This window comes from Staphylococcus sp. LKG3-1 (assembly GCF_048568385.1).
GTDB lineage: Bacteria > Bacillota > Bacilli > Staphylococcales > Staphylococcaceae > Staphylococcus > Staphylococcus saprophyticus.
Genome location: NZ_CP183796.1, coordinates 2,145,209 through 2,162,939 on the forward strand (window position 1 = coordinate 2,145,209; position 17,731 = coordinate 2,162,939).

Genomic DNA, 17,731 nt, shown 5'->3' on the forward strand with positions numbered 1-17,731 from the left:
TCTGTTCAGAGAATAGAATGATTGTCATTTTAATAAGTCGTATGCGATTAACGACGTCAAAAATTTGTTGTATACTTACATCAGTATATAAGTATCAGTTTATTAAATGAAAATGAGAAAGTTGGTGGAGAATGGCTGAATTAACTCAGAACCATAAAGTTCAAAAAAATTGGATTGTCGTTATAGCAATCATTCTTATTGCATCAACTTTAAGAGCGCCATTAACTTCTGTAGGGCCTGTGATTCATGAAATTAAAGAAGCGATGTCAATCAACGATAGTGTCGCAGGTTTTCTAACAACAATTCCACTCATTATATTTGCAATTGTTTCACCCTTAGTATCTAAAGTTACAATACGTTTGACCATGTCCTATACATTACTTTACTCGACGTTATTGTTAATTGTAGCTTTAATATTACGTATTATGGGTGACTTTAATGTGTTTATTATCGGTACTATTTTATTAGGGGTTGCCATTGCATTTGGAAATGTTGTCCTACCGAGTTATGTAAAGTGGTACTTCCCAATGCAGATAGGACTTATGACTGGCATTTATAGTGGAACGATGAATTTTACTGCAGGATTGGGCGGAGGGTTGAGTCATCCTTTATCTGAAATGACGATATTAGGGTTCAGATTGTCGTTAGTGTTTTGGGTCATATTAGGACTGGCTGCCATAACACTTTGGCTATTAACCGTGCGCAGTGGATCGAATCTCGAAACAAGAACGATTGAAAATGCTGAATTAAACAAAAATAAAAAATTAAATATGATAAAATCCAAAATCGCATGGATGGTCGCTTTAACGATGGGATTTCAGTCAATGATTTTTTATACGATAGTCGCATGGGTGCCCTCTATTTTGATGGACAGAGGTATAGATCCTAATACTGCAGGTTATTTATTGATGTTGAATCAATTTGCACAAGTACCAATGACATTTATATTTCCAGTAATAGCTGCGAAATTAAAAAATCAACGTATTTTAGTGATTATTGTCACATTGCTCTTTTTAATAGGATTTGGATTATTTTTTGCACAATCCTTACCAGTACTTATTATGGGTATGGTTATTGTAGGTTTAGCAATGGGGGCATGTTTTAGCTTATGTATGACTTTCTTTTCAATACGTGCTCGTACTAGCAATGGTAGTATTTCGTTGTCTGGCTTTGGACAGTCTGTTGGTTATTTCATAGCTGCATTTGGTCCATTTTTGATTGGATTGCTTCATGACCTTACAAACAGCTGGGACATTGTCATTATTGCATTTATTATGATGTCTATTTTAGTTTTCATTTTTGGGTTTGCAGCCGCTAAAAATAGAGTGGTGGAAGAAGAAACTTAATACTTTTAAAAAGATATGAATCGAACACAGTGATGATATGAACAGTGACTGTGATTGATTCATATTTATTTTGCTTCAATCGTGTCCTTAAGGGCCTGAGTAAAATCATATAGGGTCATACTCCAATTACTTTGATCAGAACGCGAATTAAATGATAAATCTTGGTTATTAAAGAAAGATTGACGTAAACCTGTAGTCAATTCTAACTGTACACCTGCATTTTCAGCGTTCTTATTAGCAATGTTTTGGCTGGATTCCCCTTCTAGATGACTAGGAGATACCTCTACATTAAAGCCATTTTCAGTTAGTTCATTTTCAATTGAATCTTTAAGTGTTTCATCTTTGCCCCCAATGTATATTGTGGCATCATTACCATCTGCCCCGTGAATCATTACAGAACTGGAAACCTTTTGTTGCATTGATTCAATGATAGGTTCATCAAAATTTGTGGAAGTTACATGGAGATCAGAATTGTCTGATGGTCGAATACCTTCAAACGCATAGTAGCGATATGCGCCTTTATTCGCAGTTAATTTTGCGGCTTCAGAAGTTCCAGCTTCAATGTTACCACCGTGAATAGCACCGATAAGTGTGTCACTATTATTATCGTTATAACTGAGTTCCCAATCTGTACCTTCGTTTGTATTATCCATTAAGTCAGTCATAGACTGATAAGTATCTTCAGCTCTTAAATCTGGAGAGAAAATAATTAAAAGCAACATTAACAAGATAGTTATAACAGAGAGACGGAAATTGTAAATTTTGATGAATAAGCGTAATTTATTATTTTTAAAAGACATATATTGCTACTATAGATATTAATAAAAATTATATAAATATAATATTATCATTTTATAATGATAAAAATAAAATATTTATATAATTTAAGAGGAGAATGTATAGATGTTTTTAGTGAAATTGAAAAGACAATCAAAAATAATGGCTATGAATCAGATTTAAATGTAAAAATATCATATCAACATAATGTAAGTCGAAAAACACAAGTACTGTATTTAAATGGTATTATTGATAGCTTTAATGTTTATAATGATGAATCTATTTATGAATTACAGTTTTTCAGTAAGAATTAAGCATAGGAAATTGAATTTGTAGTACTTCCTTTTAAAGTGATATGTTGTGTCTATCATTTTGAAAGGAAGTTTTTTAATTGTATGATTAAAATGAAAGATTTTGTTGGACAAGTTCTTTTCAATTACAATACATAAGGAAACTAAAATTTGGAGTGACAAATAATGATAAATGTGAAGGCACCGAATCCAATATTTTTGGAACATGAAGCGTCTGAAAAGGCGATATTATTGCTTCATTCTTTTACAGGAACCGTACGAGATGTAAAACTATTAGCAACAAAATTACATGAAGCGGGATTTACCTGTTATGTACCGGCATACAAAGGACATGGTTTAATGCTTGATGAATTAATGGCATTTGATGTTGATGATTGGTTAGCAGATGCAACGGCCGGTTACCAATTTTTAAAAGATAAAGGATATTCAGAAATTAGTGTGTGCGGTATTTCGCTAGGTGGTATCTTGTCATTGAAATTGGCAGAAAGCAAAGAGATAAGTTCAATAGCGATTATGTCTACACCTTATAGAAAAAGTGATGCGGGTCTTTCCGGTAGACTTGAAGTTTATGGACAGCGTATGGGGAGTTTAGTTGGTCTTGAACAAGCAGATATTGACCAACAGTTGGCTGAAATTGAAAATTATAGTCCTCAGCTATATAAGTTTCAATTATTGGTAGAAAATGTCATGGCGGATTTAAAGGATATTACTGCACCGATTGCAATTAAATATGGCGAGCAAGATGATGATGCTTATGAAACGAGTGCACATTATATTTATGAGCGCATCCAACACGAAGACAAAGAAATGAAAGGCTATGGCCCCTCTAAACATTTGATGACTTATGGTGAGGGTCATCTGGAAGTAGAACAAGACATCATCGCATTTTTTGAAGATTATTAGATAAAATATTCAAAAGGGTGGTATGTGTCAATGAAACAAGTAGAGAGAAGACTTGATAAGTTCGATAAAATTGCACTTGTGATATCGGTAATACTTTTTATCGTGAACGGGGTGTTCATGTTTAATATCATATCTGTTCATAGAGGCGTCTCGTCACTTGTTTTAGCACTATCCATGATAGTACTTTATTATGTCATAGTTAAGAAACAATCGAAAAAACTAGGATACTTGTATCTAATCTGCGCTATTTTATTTTTAATATCTGGAATTATGGCTTTTATATAAAAATAGAACCTATAAACATTTGCTTTAGCCATTCAAAAAATATTTCCAATTTATTATTAAAATGATAGTGAAATATTTAAATAACTGATATGAAGTGATTTTACTGAATAAATAGAATCATGAACAGAACCCCCTCACTGGAAAACTAGCTGAGGGGGTCTTGTATGCGGTTTTCGTCTTTAGTGAATCAGCACAAAAAAGAAAGATGTATTTTTCAAATTATGGTCTCCAGAATGTATCACAATTGGATTTATCCTCTATATTGTATTGAATTATAGCTTTTAGTAATGCGTAATCTATGTCTTGGCTCCATTTTATTCGAAAAAGGTTATTGGTCTGCGAATAACCAGCTGCCTCAATTTGTTGTGCATATTCATTTAAGGCTTTAGCTTCAGGAGCGATTGAAAAATGTTGTTTCGCAACGCTAAATCCAATGATAAACGTGCCGTGATCCGTAAACATAGGCTGATTCCATTTTATCGTTGTTTCCAAGTTAGGAAATGTATCTGCAATCCAGTTCAGAACTTCAGACAATGTTGTTCTGTGTTTGTCGTTATCAATTGTTTCTAAAAATGTATTGAATGTATCCATGACAATGCTCCATTCTATATGTTTTATTAATCATATGACAATTGCATGTATTTGCTTATACTGATTATAACAAATGACAATAATATATATATCCTTGTAGCTAAAAAAGAGTATTCGTCTACCTCATTTAATCTAGGTAACGAATACTCAATGAATTTTAAATCATGTATTTAAGTATGGCATGTCAGACTATTTAGATGTCCTGACGGTTTTATTTTTTAAGAAATAATCAATGATTAATCCAATAAATAATAAAATAATGAATGGAAGCAACCAGCTTAATTGTATATCTGATAATGGTAGTACTTTATATAATGAAATTAATGGCTGGAACAGGTTAAAATCATTAAATATTTGTAACAACGAAATGAATAGTGTTATAAGTGTTGGTAATATAAATGCATATTTCATCTCAAATGGGATGAAAATACTTACCAATGATATAAGGACTAATACAATCGATGTTGGATAAATAAATGTTAAGAGTGGCACAGCGATTTGTAAAATCAATTCTAATCCTAATGTCGAAACTAAAAAGCCTAATAAAGAAAAAATTAAAACAAACATCTTATAGGATATTTTTGGTAATTTCTTCATAGCAAAAGCTGCGCAAGCATTAACTAAACCAATACATGTTGTTAAACATGCCAAGATAACAATAATGCCAAACAATAAGTTTCCAATTGAACCAAATACGCGTAACGAATTGAATGTTAATATACCAGTTCCATCTTTAAAGCCTTCATGACTTGTAGTCGCGCCCACATATGCCAGTGCAAAATAGATAATTAATAATAATATGGCTGAAATCAGTCCGGATTTAATTACATTTTTTACAAGCGTCTTATGATCGTTTACACCGCTCATTTTAAACATTTGAACGATGACTACAGAAAAGGCTAACGCCGCTACTAAATCCATGGTGAAGTAACCTTCTAAAATACCTGACACGATGGGTGTTTGAGCATATTCGCCACTCGCTTGTCCGATTGAACCCTCGGGATTAATAATTACTAAAATACATAAAACTGCAATAATAATAATTAATATCGGCGTTAAATATTTTCCAAGGTTATCAATAATACGATTTGGATAAAGCGCAATTAGATAAACAACTAGGAAAAAGATAAGCGAGAATATAATTAAAGTGAAATGATTATGTACCGGTAAAACATGGTTGGTTCCGATTTCATAGGCAACGTTAGCCGCCCTTGGAATACCATAAAGTGCTCCGATAGATAAATAAATACAGATAGCAAAAACAGTACCAAAGATTGGGTGTACTTTATTCCCAATACTTTCAACGCCACCGTTCATATATGCCACAACGATTACAGTTATGTAAGGAAGTAAAATACCTGTAATAGCGAATCCAGTCATAGAAACCCACATATTTTCTTGAGCTGTATAACCTAACATAGGTGGAAATATTAAATTTCCGGCCCCGAAGAAAAATGAAAATAACATAAGACCAGAAATTAGTATGAGTTTATTCATTCTTAATACCTCGATTTCAAGGAGATTGTCTTGTACAAAACACATGCTACTTTATCATAAATTGAATATATATTCAATGAAATGTCAGATAATTTATAATATTTAAAGTATTTTTCATATGAAAGTTCATGAAACATTCATATGTTATTATAGCTTGCTATGACTGGTGTCATGGTTTTAATAAGGAAATCATGTGTAAAAATATATTGAGTCAGTCGTAAAAAAATGTTATAGTAGATGCTATGTCACGCGAACGCTTTAACGCAATAAAGCTTTGTAAAATATAAAGGATGTAAAAATAATGAATAAACAATCACAATGGAAATCCTCGACAGGATTTATTTTAGCAAGTGCTGGCTCTGCTATCGGACTAGGAGCTATGTGGAAATTCCCATATATGGCTGGCATATATGGTGGTGGTGCGTTTTTACTAATGTTTCTAGTATTTACGATATTTGTAGGATTGCCACTACTTATAATGGAATTTACTGTAGGTAAAATGGGGAGAACCTACACAACTAAAATATATGAAAAATTAACGAAAAAGCGTTGGCTTAATGTCATTGGCTGGAACGGTAATTTAGCAGTATTTATATTATTTGGTTTTTATAGTGTCATTGGTGGCTGGATCGTTATATATATCATCAATGTAGCGTTTCAAATATTAACTTTTAGTAATGATCAATTAGGAAGTATAGCATTTGAGACGATTATAGGAAATCCTTGGTTAACCATTACGGGTCAAGGTATCTTTATTTTATTAACAATGATTATTGTTATGATGGGTGTCGAAAAAGGCTTAGAGAAAGCATCTAAATTTATGATGCCATTACTGTTTATCTTTTTAATTGTGATTGTGATTAAATCACTTTCTTTAGAGGGTTCAATGGAAGGCTTGAAGTTTATCTTAGAACCACGTTTAGAAGATATATCCATGGAAGGTGTCTTATTTGCACTTGGACAATCATTCTTCACTTTATCTTTAGGAACAACGGGCATGATTACTTATGCTAGTTATGCTTCGAAAGAAATGACTATTAAGACTTCTGCAGTTTCAATTGTTGCTATGAATATTTTGGTGTCGGTATTAGCAGGAATGGCGATATTCCCAGCAATCGCTGCATTTGGTTACAGTCCAACTGAAGGTCCTGGCTTATTATTCAAAGTATTACCAAAAGTATTTGATCAAATGGCTTTTGGACAAGGATTCTATTTAATTTTTCTAATTTTATTCTTGTTTGCAGCACTGACTTCTTCTATATCATTACTTGAATTAAACGTCTCAAACTTTACTAAAAATGATAATTCAAAACGTAAACCTGTTGCTTTTTATGCTAGTTTATTAGTGTTTATGATTAGTATACCTGCTACATTGTCATTTAGTAGTTTAAGTGGTATTCAATTTGGCGCAGGTTCAATATTTGATAATATGGATTTTTTAGTTATTAACATATTAATGCCTTTAGGTGCATTAGGGACAACGTTAGTGGTAGGCCAATTGCTAAACAAAGATGATTTAAAAGCCCATTTTGGAAAAGATAAATTTAAATTATTTATGCCGTGGTATTATCTAGTGAAATTTATTTTACCGGTCATCATCGTACTAATATTTATTGCTCAATTTATCTAAAATGTACTCGTCGTTATTTGGCGAGTGCTTTTTTGATTGCGCAAAATTAAATTGCACTCTATCATTGACTTGAGAGCAGTTTTTAGTAAAATCTAATTAAATTATTTATTAAAAGTTTTAATTTTTTAGATACGATGTATGGACTTAATATCTTAAATTATTCTTTTGATAAATAAAAATTTTCGAAAACGATGTAAGCGTTTTCTTTTAAAGGGGTTGAATCGTATGAAAGCTTTAATTGGTAAGTTTTTTGAACTGATACCACGTTTTATCGTTAATCTTTTCATATAGTTTTATTTGAATGTGTATAAAATCATTAACCAAGAGGTGTTGAACATGGATAAAAGACAAAACAAGTACAGTATACGTAAATTTACTTTCGGCGCTTCTTCAATTTTAATAGGTTCATTACTATTTTTAGGTGTAGGGACAGCTCAGGCTACTGAAGAAGACCATCATACTGAAACAAAGGTACAACAATTGAGTGGGAATCAATTGGGGAATGATAAATAAGAAAAATTAGTGAATGAAACATCAGCAATACCGGTTGAAAATGATCATACACAAGCGAATGATGAAAAAATACGAATAATACAAGCTTACATACTGAACAACAATCCGATCAAACAAAAGCAATTGATAATAAAAATACAGTAGATCCGAAATACAACGCAAAAGATAAAGTACAACAAGAGCAAGCAGACGAAGTAGACCCGGAATATAACCAAGCAGACAAAAATAAGCTGACGGAAAATACGGATACGTTATCAACTGAGCGCCCATCTCCTAACAAAGAAGCGGCTGTTACTACAGATAAGTCAGGACTATCGTTTGATAAATTAAATGGTGAAAAAGCGGCAAATACCAATTCAGATGACGAACGTAAAGATAATCAAGATAAATCACTAAAAGCATTAAAAGAAAGCGCGGTAGCAACACCGAAAAATCAAACTCAGCAAGCTGTTAACAAAACAGCTGAACAACCAAATAAAACTGCTAAACAAGGACAGTATAAAAACCAAGACCCAATCATTTTGGTTCATGGCTTTAATGGTTTCACAGATGATATCAATCCATCTGTTTTATCGCATTACTGGGGTGGCGACAAATTAGATATTCGCCAAGACTTAGAAAGTAATGGATATGAAACATATGAAGCAAGTATAGGTGCATTAAGCAGTAACTATGACCGTGCCGTTGAACTTTATTACTACATAAAAGGTGGTACTGTGGACTATGGTGCAGCACATGCTGAAAAATATGGACATAACCGATACGGAAAAACATATGAAGGTGTGTATAAAGATTGGCAGCCAGGACAAAAAGTACATCTAGTAGCGCATAGTATGGGTGGACAAACGGTAAGACAATTAGAAGAACTGTTGCGTAACGGCAACAAAGAAGAAATAGAATATCAAAAAGCGCATGGTGGTGAAATTTCACCATTATATCAAGGTACGAATGACAATATGATTAATTCTATTACGACTTTAGGTACGCCACATAATGGTACAATTGCCGCAGATAAATTGGGTAATGAAGCCTTTGTAAGACAGTTGGCCTTTGATTATGCGAAATTCAAAGGTAATAAAAACTCTAAAGTAGATTTTGGATTTGGACAATGGGGACTTAAACAAAGAGAAGGGGAATCATATGTTAAATATGTACAACGTGTACAAAATAGTGCACTTTGGACAACGCAAGATAATGGTTTCTATGATTTAACACGTGAAGGCGCAGAAAAGTTAAATAAAAAAACGTCCCTAAATCCTAATATTGTATATAAAACCTATACTGGTGAATCTACAAGACCGACATTATTAGGTAAGCAAAAATCTGATATCGGCATGTTCTTCCCATTCACTGTTACAGGTAATGTGAGTGGGAAAGCAGCAGAAAAAGAATGGCGTGAAAATGATGGTCTGATTTCTACAATTTCAGCACAACATCCATTTAATCAGCCATATACAGAAGCAACAGATCAAATTCAAAAAGGTATATGGCAAGTAACACCTATCAAACATGGTTGGGATCATGTAGATTTCGTTGGTCAAGATGCATCGGATTATAGCCATCCAACAGAAGAACTACAACAGTTTTGGCATGGTTTAGCCGATGATTTAGTACGTAACGAACAATTTGATGCATAATTTGTGCGATAAATTTTGCGAAGGAGGTTATGATGATGTCAGGTGACTTATTCGATTTATTAGGTTCTTTCTTCAGAGTAATAAAATCTTTATTCTTTTAATAAAATAGTAAAATATGATATCAGTTCGCTAAGATGATTTGAACATCTAAGCGTAAGTTAGTTATTTATGAGAGATTTATTAAGTAAAATTGCTTTTATAAGCTATATATCACAAGCTCTTTCTTAAAGTAGGCACGCAATATGTGTAAACTTTTTAGGAAGAGCTTTTTTATGGATGAAAGTATATTTATTAAATAATCATGCGTATAATACGTACTAATAGTTGGGAGGCGTTTCAATGATTCCATTTTCAAAAGGTGAATTAGTAGCCATAGACGATGCTATAATTGATGAAATTTATTATTGGAAGTATGAAGAAAAGCAACAAGCAGCTAAAAAATGGAATGGACTGTATATTAATGAACCCAAAATAGATAAATCTACATTTTTTGAGCGAACGAAACAAGGGCGTTACATTTATCCCAATGTAGAAAGTACGTTAGCTATTATGGCTGATGGTCAATTTATAGGTACAGTTGGATCGTACTGGGTGGATAAAAATACAAATTGGTTAGAAATAGGTATTGTCATCTATGATACAAAGTTTTGGGAAAGTGGTATTGGTTCTGAAGTATTTAAATTGTGGGTAGATTATTTATTTGAACAGAACTTTGTACATCGACTTGGTATTTCCACTTGGTCTGGTAATAAACGGATGATAAAACTTGCAAAGAAAGTTGGTATGAAAGAAGAAGCTTGTATTCGTCAAGCAAGAATTGTAGAAGGCCAATTATATGATGCGATTAAAATGGGCATACTGCGAGATGAATGGACATACTTAAATGATTAACATGGAAAAGGTTAAAAAGGAGTGAGCGCTTGCACCTATGTTCTAATAAAAAAGGGGCTTGAGACAACTATTTATGTCCCAAACCCATCAAATAATTTTTGAAAATTATTTACCTGTGAATAAACTAACGAATTTTTTAATGATATCAATGAAAAAGGTCATCTAACTCACCTCGCTTTGTTTTGTTACCCTTTCTTTAATATAATTGTGCTCAATTGTGTTGAGTAATCCCTAAGTAGTGAAAAAGCATTCGCAAATGGTATAGCGAGGAAAAATAAAAACAATTGCGCATGCTAAAGTGTCTTGAATGGAATTGTTTTATTTTTGAGCAAAATGAATAGGCCGAAACTTCATTTGGAGTTTCGGCCTATTCAATCATATACACAGTAGTTAGCTGTTTTTTAAATGTAAAAGACAAGTTCACGAAATAGATTGCTAGTATAACTAGAACATGACATTAAAATCATTTAGTCATGTTTCAAATGTGGTTCTAATGCTAGAAATAACTATTAATAACAAGCGACATTACGCTGCTACTTGCCTATAAAGAAAATTTAGTCTGTGATAGCTCCTTTTGAAGCGGAGGAAACAAGTTTAGCATACTTAGCTAGCGTACCTCGATTGGCTTTTAAAGGTGGTGCTTGCCATTGTTTGTTACGACGCTCAAGTTCTTCATCTGATACATCAAAACTAATTTCAAGTTTTTCTGCGTCAATGGTAATCGTGTCGTTTTCTTCTAATAATGCCATCGGACCGCCAACTTGTGATTCTGGCGCTGCGTGTCCGATAACAAGACCATGAGAACCGCCAGAGAAACGGCCATCTGTGAGTAACGCTACAGATTCACCTAATCCTTTACCAACAAGAATGGATGATGCAGATAGCATTTCAGGCATGCCAGGTGCACCTTTAGGGCCAGCATATCGAATAACGACCACGTCACCTGGTTTGATTTCGTCATTTAAGATGGCTTTGGTAGCCTTGGACTCGGAATCAAATACGCGTGCGGGTCCTTTGATATAAGTTACGCTTAGACCTGAGATTTTTGCAACGGCGCCTTCTGGAGCAAGGTTCCCTTTCAAGATGACAAGCGGTCCAGTAGCGTGTTTTGGATTGTCAAAATCAATGATAGATTTATTATCGGTTAGGTCAGGTTGTTGTTCAAGGTTTTCAGCAACAGTCTTGCCAGTTACGGTCAAGCAATCTCCATGGATTAAGCCTTTGTCATGTAATAATTTCATAACTGCTGGAATACCACCGACTTCATCAAGATGTGCCATGACGTATTTACCACTTGGTCTCAAGTCAGCGATATGTGGGACACGCTTACGAATTTTTTCGAAATCATCAAGTGTTAAATCGACTTCGATTGTATGTGCAATAGCAAGTAAATGTAAAATCGCATTGGTAGATCCTCCAAGTGCCATGACTACAGTAATTGCATTTTCAAATGCTTCTTTAGTCATAATATCTTTTGGATAGATGCCTTTTTCTAATAGTTTATAAACGGCTTTACCTGCTGCTCTGCTGTCTTTGGATTTATTTGTAGAAACTGCTGGATGCGAAGCACTTCCTGGTAAACTCATGCCCATGGCCTCAATAGCAGATGACATCGTATTGGCAGTGAACATACCGCCACAAGCACCTGCACCTGGACAAGCGGCACATTCTACTTTGTGAAGTGCCTCTTTATCTATTTCGCCATTATTATACTGTCCGACGCCTTCAAAGGCAGAAACAGCATCTAAATCTTTACCATCCAATTTCCCAGGCAATATTGTGCCGCCATAAACAAAGACGGCTGGTAAATTAAGACGAGCGATACCAATCATACATCCCGGCATGTTTTTGTCACAACCACCAATAGCGACAAGTGCATCTAAATTTTCAGCACTGACAACTGATTCTATAGAATCCGCGATAATTTCACGACTTGGTAAAGAGAAGCGCATACCGTCTGTTCCCATTGAAATACCATCTGATACTGTAATGGTATTGAAAATAAGTGGCGAAGCCCCTGCCTCACTAATGCCTTGTTTTGAAGCACGAGCTAAACCATCAATATGCATATTACATGGCGTGACTTCACTCCAAGTACTTGCAACACCAATCATTGGTTTTTGAAAATCTTCATCTTCAAAGCCGAGTGCCCGTAAATAAGCTCGATTGGGTGTACGACTGACACCCTCACTAATTACTTTGCTGCGAATACGTAAATCTTTTGGTTGTTCGCTGTGTTCTTTAGTCAAATAATTACCCCCATTAAAATAGTTTGATAGATATTGAAATATGAATTTAAAAGTTTGAAAAATCAGAAAAATTGAATTGATAACCTATAACAACTTTAAAAACATCGAATATACACCGTATCTCTTTATTAGTCTAGTGTCAAATCTATCAATACATATATGTATTGTCTTACCCGTTTTTGTTATTTGCAAATAATAAAAATTGAAAAAATCGATAAATGTGTAATGTATATAAATTGTATTAGTCTAGCAAAATTTATTAAAATGAATTGTATTAGGGAGTATTTTAAATTTAAAAAGGGTGAAGACAATGACGGATTTTAAATCATTAGAAGATTACTTAAATATTAATACAGAAAAGTATCGTGACAATGATTTAACAACACTAAATCATTATATATATCAATATGTTATTAATGTACCTTTTGAAAATATCAATGTGCAAAATAAGCAACCGATTGCTTTAGATGATGAGACGATGATTCATAAAATTGTTTCAGAACACAGAGGTGGTTATTGTTACGAACAGAATCGTTTGTTCCATAGTTGGATAACGTCCAAAGGGTTTGATGCTTATATGATATCAGCAACAATCAATACGGGTTATGGGTGGGCCATGGCCGGTTCTCATATGGCATTAATTGTACAAATAAATCAAGAAAAATATTTAGTGGATGTGGGTTATGCCGATGTACCTAAACAAGCGATGCCATTAAAAAATGAACCGGAAGTGATTGAGGATGTGAATGGATATTTTCAAGCGTCGTGGATTGATACGCAAACGATTGATATGAGTAAATATAAAGATGAGGCTTGGGAAATTCAATATCGCGCGATTGACAAAGCGCAAGCAATCATGGATTTCGATGAAGCGATTCATTTTAATCAGTATGATGCGCATTCTATATTTGTAAAAAAATTAATTGTTAGTAAAGCAAAGTTGTATGGACGCGTAACATTATCTAATAATCATTTAACGATTACGGATCATGGGGAAAAAGAAAAAATTCCTGTAACACAAAGTAATTATCAGACACTATTAAAAGCATATTTTGGTATAGAAAATATAAAATTACGACCTTTTGAATAAATCTTAGTTGTTTTGCGGTTTAATTTGAACGCAACCGAGTTGTTCTCTTTTGTAATGATAATGTCATATAATTAATATACTCATTTACAGGTCGAGGGTGTATAATGAACAGGTGAGTATAGAGATGAAGCGAAAAAAGAGAATATTTGGGAGGTTTACATAAATTGCGTAAAAAAATTATTGCAACTGTAATCGGGACAAGCGCATTAGCTGCAGTTACTTCGACAAACGCAGATGCTGTAACAACTTATAAAGTTAAGAGCGGCGATTCATTATGGTCTATAGCGAATAAATATAATATGTCAGTGGCTAAGTTAAAGTCGCTTAATAATTTAACGTCAAACGTTATTTTTCCGAATCAATCGTTAAAAGTATCTGGTTCAACAAGTTCTAGTACATCGTCAAATACATCTACAGGATCAACATACACGGTTAAATCGGGTGACACTTTATCAGGGATTGCTGCAAAATATGGCACAACGTATCAAAAAATTATGAGCCTAAATGGTTTATCAAATTTTAATATTTACCCGGGACAAAAATTAAAAGTATCAGGTACAGCGTCTTCAAGTAGCTCAAATACTTCAGGGAATACAAGTAGTGGCAGCACAACAACCTATACAGTTAAATCGGGTGACTCATTATCAGCGATTGCTGCAAAATATGGCACAACGTATCAAAAAATCATGAGTTTAAATGGTTTAACTAACTTTAATATTTATCCAGGTCAAAAATTAAAAGTATCAGGTAAAGCATCTACAGGTGGTTCAGGATCAAGTTCTACTGGATCTGCTGGGTATAAGACACCTGTCTTTAATCATTCAAATTTATATGACTGGGGTCAATGTACGTGGCATGTATTCAATAAACGTGCCCAAATTGGTAAAGGAATTAGTACATATTGGTGGAATGCCAATAACTGGGATACAGCTGCTGCAGCGGATGGTTATACAATAGACCGCAAAGCGACTGTTGGTTCTATCTTACAATCTGATATGGCATATTATGGTCATGTAGCATTTGTAGAATCTGTAAATGCTAACGGTAGTATAACGATTTCTGAAATGAACTATAGTGCATCACCAGGTATTGTGACTTATAGAACAATTCCTGCTTCACAAGTAAGTTCTTATGTATATATTCATTAATAATAAATTAAAAAAAAGACTCGAATCATGGTATGGATGTCCATATTGTGATTCGAGTTTTTTTAAATAGAACTTGGGTTGGTTTGTTGGTGACTAGATACTTACTTCACCTTTACGAACAGATTTTAAACGTTTTACTGTTGAAAATAGTGTGCTCGCAAGTGTGAAAGTTGAAAATACTTTTGCGAATTTACGTGGTGATTTTAAAGCTGTATAAAAGTCTAATACAGCCCCAACACTAGTGATGGCAATGCTTGCGTAAATTAATTTTTTATTTCTTGATTGATAGGCATACCAATTAAAGCCTTCTACAGCAATGCCTACAAAATTAAGTGTGTTGGAAATGCGATTTATTTTAGTTTTTTTAGCCATTTATCGTAAAGCCTCCATTTTTGAAAATAGTTATCTTGTTTCGTATTATACCATTAATATACATTCAATTAAGATTGTCTGAAATTTGATGTGTATGGATAATAAAATATGATAACATAAGCGTTGATGGTATAAAACCAGTTTGATTCATTAATATAAAGTTAGTATGGAACGGAAATTGATGCTGTGGGGTGTTGAGTAATGATTAAATGTGTGTGTTTAGTAATTGAAGAACAAGAGAAATTATTGCTTGTTCAGTCAAGGAATAGAGAAAAGTATTATTTTCCAGGCGGCAAGATTGATATAGGAGAGACGTATAAACAAGCGTTACAAAGAGAATTAAATGAAGAACTACAATTAGATATACCTGAGTCATCTTTAATTTATATGCATACCGTTGTTGGCGAAGCCTACCCACAAAAAATATGAAAACAGAACTCAATTGTTTTTATACGACGGCAGATATAGATTGGTCTACCTTGGTACCAAGTCAAGAAATCACTGATTTACAATGGATAGATAAAAAGGATGAACATAAAATTGCGCCTGCCGTTATTACATGGATAGAAGAACGGCAACATTTTGAAAATATAGAACGAGAGATACCTTTCGTTGAGCTTGTTCCCTATACTGAGAAATTGATAAGTGATGTGAAACATATAGCGTTAGACATTTCTGATCGTCAATTTACTAAAACACCTGTTGAAAATATCAAACTCGCGGTGGATGATAGCGAAAGGCATCCTACGCTCATTTATAACCATAAGCAACAATGTGTTGGCTTTTTTACTTTACATGAGGGGCAAGGCGTGGCGCCATATACTACAAATAAAGCCGCAATATTTTTTAGGTCATTTAGCATTGATAAAAACCAACGTGGGAAAGGTTACGCCAAAAAAGTCATGGATGCATTACCAGCCTACTTGAGTAAACAATTTTCAGATATAGATGAAATTTATCTCACTGTTAATAATGACAATATCGTAGCACAAGCATTGTATAAACAGGCCAATTATGAAAATGCGGGAACATCTACTTTAGAAGGTCGATCTGTTTATATTTTAAGGCGGACAATTAAATAGTTATGATATGGAATGCGTTAGAAAAGGTAACATAAAGTGTTATTTTTCCTGACGCATTTTTGCTATTTATATGGAATGGGTTTATGCTCCGGTATAAAGGAGTGAGTGCTATGAATATGAATGATACATTATTTTTGTTTCTTTGTACGTTACTAGTGTGGTTAATGACACCGGGGTTAAGTTTGTTTTATGGGGGATTGGTTCAATCTAAAAACGTATTGAATACAGTCATGCAAAGTATGTCGGCAATTGTTATAGTAACGTTTGCATGGATTTTATTTGGATTTAGCTTTAGTTTTGGATCTGGGAATTCATTTTTTGGAGATTTTACATATATAGGTTTAGCTCATGTTGGTTTTAGTACACAATCAGCAATTTCACCGCATATACCTTTAGCGCTGTTTATGCTATTTCAGTTGATGTTCTGTACCATTGCAGTTTCAATTTTATCAGGATCAATAGCTGAAAAAATGAAGTTTATACCTTATTTAATTTTTGTGTTTTTATGGGTTATCTGTGTATACAGTCCTGTTGCACATTGGGTATGGGGTGGAGGTTGGATTGATCAATTAGGTGCGATTGATTATGCAGGTGGAACAGTTGTGCATATAACGTCTGGTATATCTGGTTTGGTCTTAGCAATTATGATTGGTGCAGGGAAAAACTTTGATAAAAGACCGCCACATAACCTTATTATTACACTTATTGGCGCAATTTTCGTTTGGATTGGGTGGTATGGATTTAATGTAGGGAGCGCATTGTCGTTTAATAAAATAGCGATGATTTCATTTGTGAATACGGTGCTCGCAGCGAGTGCAGGTGCCTTAGGTTGGTCAATGATAGAGTATTGCATGAAGAAAACGACGAGTTTGATAGGTATGTTGTCGGGCATGCTTGCAGGATTAGTTGCTATTACACCGGCTGCCGGTTTCGTAGGATATATGAGTGCTGTGGTGATTGCGCTTATAGGCGGTGTGTGTTGTTACTTCGTCATTAATTACATTAAAGGGAAATTACATTATAATGATGCTTTAGATGCATTTGGCATACACGGTGTAGGGGGTGTGGTCGGTGCACTTTTAACTGGTGTATTTCAGTCACATCATATTAATGGCGATGTGGTAAATGGGCTTTTATTAGGCGGAGGTATGATGCCCGTAATCAATCAGTTGATAGCTGTAGCTATTACCATTGTATTTAGTGGGATCATGACTTTTATTATTGCGAAAGTGATTGCCCAATTTAGTGAACTAGGGACAGATACAGAAGAAGAGGCACAAGGCTTGGATTATGTTGTACATGGGGAGCGCGCTTATTTTAGTGGCGAATTAAATAAATTAAATAGACGTAAATAAATATAAAAAACCAGTCTGAAACAATCGTTGATGTTTCAGACTGGTTTTTAGTTA

Annotated in this window: 14 protein-coding genes and 2 pseudogenes; 11 read left to right on the plus strand and 5 right to left on the minus strand. The window is 34.0% G+C overall.

The genetic code is table 11. The features are described from left to right. Positions 1-131 precede the first annotated feature (131 nt). Positions 132-1,346 carry a CynX/NimT family MFS transporter gene (locus tag ACM595_RS10610; protein WP_002484251.1) on the plus strand — a complete coding sequence of 405 codons (1,215 nt, stop codon included), beginning with the start codon at positions 132-134 and terminating at the stop codon, positions 1,344-1,346. 65 nt (positions 1,347-1,411) lie between these two features. Here the strand turns inward: ACM595_RS10610 and ACM595_RS10615 are convergent, their stop codons facing one another. Next, positions 1,412-2,011: a poly-gamma-glutamate hydrolase family protein gene (locus ACM595_RS10615; protein WP_419744292.1), complete on the minus strand. Its 600-nt coding sequence runs from the start codon at positions 2,009-2,011 to the stop codon at positions 1,412-1,414. A 237-nt stretch (positions 2,012-2,248) separates the two neighbouring features. On the opposite strand from ACM595_RS10615, the pseudogene ACM595_RS10620 reads away from it, so the two are divergent. Together ACM595_RS10620 and ACM595_RS10625 are read left to right on the plus strand one after the other, a co-directional pair. Continuing rightward, positions 2,249-2,437, plus strand: a pseudogene (locus ACM595_RS10620) (hypothetical protein); the annotation flags it as partial. Positions 2,438-2,599: 162 nt separating this feature from the next. Then, on the plus strand, positions 2,600-3,337 hold the full coding sequence (locus tag ACM595_RS10625) for an alpha/beta hydrolase (RefSeq protein ID WP_069821781.1): 738 nt from the start codon (positions 2,600-2,602) through the stop codon (positions 3,335-3,337). A gap of 504 nt (positions 3,338-3,841) precedes the next feature. On the opposite strand, the gene ACM595_RS10630 is transcribed toward ACM595_RS10625, so the two are convergent. Further along, positions 3,842-4,213 (minus strand): iron chaperone, encoded by a 372-nt coding sequence (locus tag ACM595_RS10630; protein ID WP_069821782.1) that lies wholly within the window; start codon positions 4,211-4,213, stop codon positions 3,842-3,844. A gap of 189 nt (positions 4,214-4,402) precedes the next feature. Continuing rightward, entirely contained in the window at positions 4,403-5,710 is a 1,308-nt protein-coding gene (gene brnQ, locus ACM595_RS10635) for a branched-chain amino acid transport system II carrier protein (protein WP_069820379.1), read from the minus strand. A 298-nt stretch (positions 5,711-6,008) separates the two neighbouring features. Between brnQ and ACM595_RS10640 the strand changes: the two genes are divergently transcribed. The 3 genes and pseudogenes from ACM595_RS10640 to ACM595_RS10650 all read left to right on the plus strand — a co-directional run bounded on the left by ACM595_RS10640 (position 6,009) and on the right by ACM595_RS10650 (position 10,381). Then, the gene (locus tag ACM595_RS10640) at positions 6,009-7,340 is read left to right on the plus strand and encodes a sodium-dependent transporter (protein ID WP_172969229.1); all 1,332 of its coding nucleotides are present in this window, start codon (positions 6,009-6,011) and stop codon (positions 7,338-7,340) included. A 336-nt stretch (positions 7,341-7,676) separates the two neighbouring features. Further along, positions 7,677-9,490: pseudogene (lip, locus tag ACM595_RS10645) on the plus strand (YSIRK-targeted triacylglycerol lipase). Between the two features lie 339 nt (positions 9,491-9,829). After that, a complete protein-coding gene (locus ACM595_RS10650; protein ID WP_002484244.1) occupies positions 9,830-10,381 on the plus strand; it encodes a GNAT family N-acetyltransferase in 552 nt (183 codons plus the stop codon). A gap of 554 nt (positions 10,382-10,935) precedes the next feature. Here the strand turns inward: ACM595_RS10650 and ilvD are convergent. After that, positions 10,936-12,630, minus strand: coding sequence for a dihydroxy-acid dehydratase (gene ilvD, locus ACM595_RS10655; RefSeq protein WP_002484243.1), 1,695 nt, complete (start codon positions 12,628-12,630; stop codon positions 10,936-10,938). Between the two features lie 310 nt (positions 12,631-12,940). Between ilvD and ACM595_RS10660 the strand changes: the two genes are divergently transcribed. Together ACM595_RS10660 and ACM595_RS10665 are read left to right on the plus strand one after the other, a co-directional pair. After that, the gene (locus ACM595_RS10660) at positions 12,941-13,720 is read left to right on the plus strand and encodes an arylamine N-acetyltransferase family protein (RefSeq protein WP_419744293.1); all 780 of its coding nucleotides are present in this window, start codon (positions 12,941-12,943) and stop codon (positions 13,718-13,720) included. Between the two features lie 164 nt (positions 13,721-13,884). Then, the gene (locus ACM595_RS10665) at positions 13,885-14,868 is read left to right on the plus strand and encodes a LysM peptidoglycan-binding domain-containing protein (protein ID WP_037539117.1); all 984 of its coding nucleotides are present in this window, start codon (positions 13,885-13,887) and stop codon (positions 14,866-14,868) included. 93 nt (positions 14,869-14,961) lie between these two features. On the opposite strand, the gene ACM595_RS10670 is transcribed toward ACM595_RS10665, so the two are convergent. Then, complete coding sequence (locus ACM595_RS10670; protein ID WP_002484239.1) at positions 14,962-15,240, minus strand: hypothetical protein; 279 nt, start codon at positions 15,238-15,240, stop codon at positions 14,962-14,964. Positions 15,241-15,441: 201 nt separating this feature from the next. Here ACM595_RS10670 and ACM595_RS10675 point away from each other — a divergent pair, with 201 nt between their 5' ends. The 3 genes from ACM595_RS10675 to ACM595_RS10685 all read left to right on the plus strand — a co-directional run bounded on the left by ACM595_RS10675 (position 15,442) and on the right by ACM595_RS10685 (position 17,677). Beyond that, positions 15,442-15,669 (plus strand): NUDIX domain-containing protein, encoded by a 228-nt coding sequence (locus ACM595_RS10675; RefSeq protein WP_270908751.1) that lies wholly within the window; start codon positions 15,442-15,444, stop codon positions 15,667-15,669. Beyond that, the gene (locus ACM595_RS10680) at positions 15,666-16,322 is read left to right on the plus strand and encodes a bifunctional NUDIX hydrolase family protein/GNAT family N-acetyltransferase (protein ID WP_419744294.1); all 657 of its coding nucleotides are present in this window, start codon (positions 15,666-15,668) and stop codon (positions 16,320-16,322) included. Before ACM595_RS10675 ends, ACM595_RS10680 begins: the two co-directional genes overlap by 4 nt. A gap of 110 nt (positions 16,323-16,432) precedes the next feature. Continuing rightward, entirely contained in the window at positions 16,433-17,677 is a 1,245-nt protein-coding gene (locus tag ACM595_RS10685; RefSeq protein ID WP_069838092.1) for an ammonium transporter, read from the plus strand. Positions 17,678-17,731: the final 54 nt, after the last annotated feature.

What these genes read in the sequence shown, in the direction of transcription:
- ACM595_RS10610 (WP_002484251.1), top strand. Translation starts at nt 132, where the DNA reads ATGGCTGAATTAACTCAGAACCATAAAGTTCAAAAAAATTGGATTGTC.
- ACM595_RS10615 (WP_419744292.1), bottom strand. Translation starts at nt 2,011, where the DNA reads ATGACTGACTTAATGGATAATACAAACGAAGGTACAGATTGGGAACTC.
- ACM595_RS10625 (WP_069821781.1), top strand. Translation starts at nt 2,600, where the DNA reads ATGATAAATGTGAAGGCACCGAATCCAATATTTTTGGAACATGAAGCG.
- ACM595_RS10630 (WP_069821782.1), bottom strand. Translation starts at nt 4,213, where the DNA reads ATGGATACATTCAATACATTTTTAGAAACAATTGATAACGACAAACAC.
- brnQ (WP_069820379.1), bottom strand. Translation starts at nt 5,710, where the DNA reads ATGAATAAACTCATACTAATTTCTGGTCTTATGTTATTTTCATTTTTC.
- ACM595_RS10650 (WP_002484244.1), top strand. Translation starts at nt 9,830, where the DNA reads ATGATTCCATTTTCAAAAGGTGAATTAGTAGCCATAGACGATGCTATA.
- ACM595_RS10660 (WP_419744293.1), top strand. Translation starts at nt 12,941, where the DNA reads ATGACGGATTTTAAATCATTAGAAGATTACTTAAATATTAATACAGAA.
- ACM595_RS10670 (WP_002484239.1), bottom strand. Translation starts at nt 15,240, where the DNA reads ATGGCTAAAAAAACTAAAATAAATCGCATTTCCAACACACTTAATTTT.
- ACM595_RS10675 (WP_270908751.1), top strand. Translation starts at nt 15,442, where the DNA reads ATGATTAAATGTGTGTGTTTAGTAATTGAAGAACAAGAGAAATTATTG.
- ACM595_RS10680 (WP_419744294.1), top strand. Translation starts at nt 15,666, where the DNA reads ATGAAAACAGAACTCAATTGTTTTTATACGACGGCAGATATAGATTGG.
- ACM595_RS10685 (WP_069838092.1), top strand. Translation starts at nt 16,433, where the DNA reads ATGAATATGAATGATACATTATTTTTGTTTCTTTGTACGTTACTAGTG.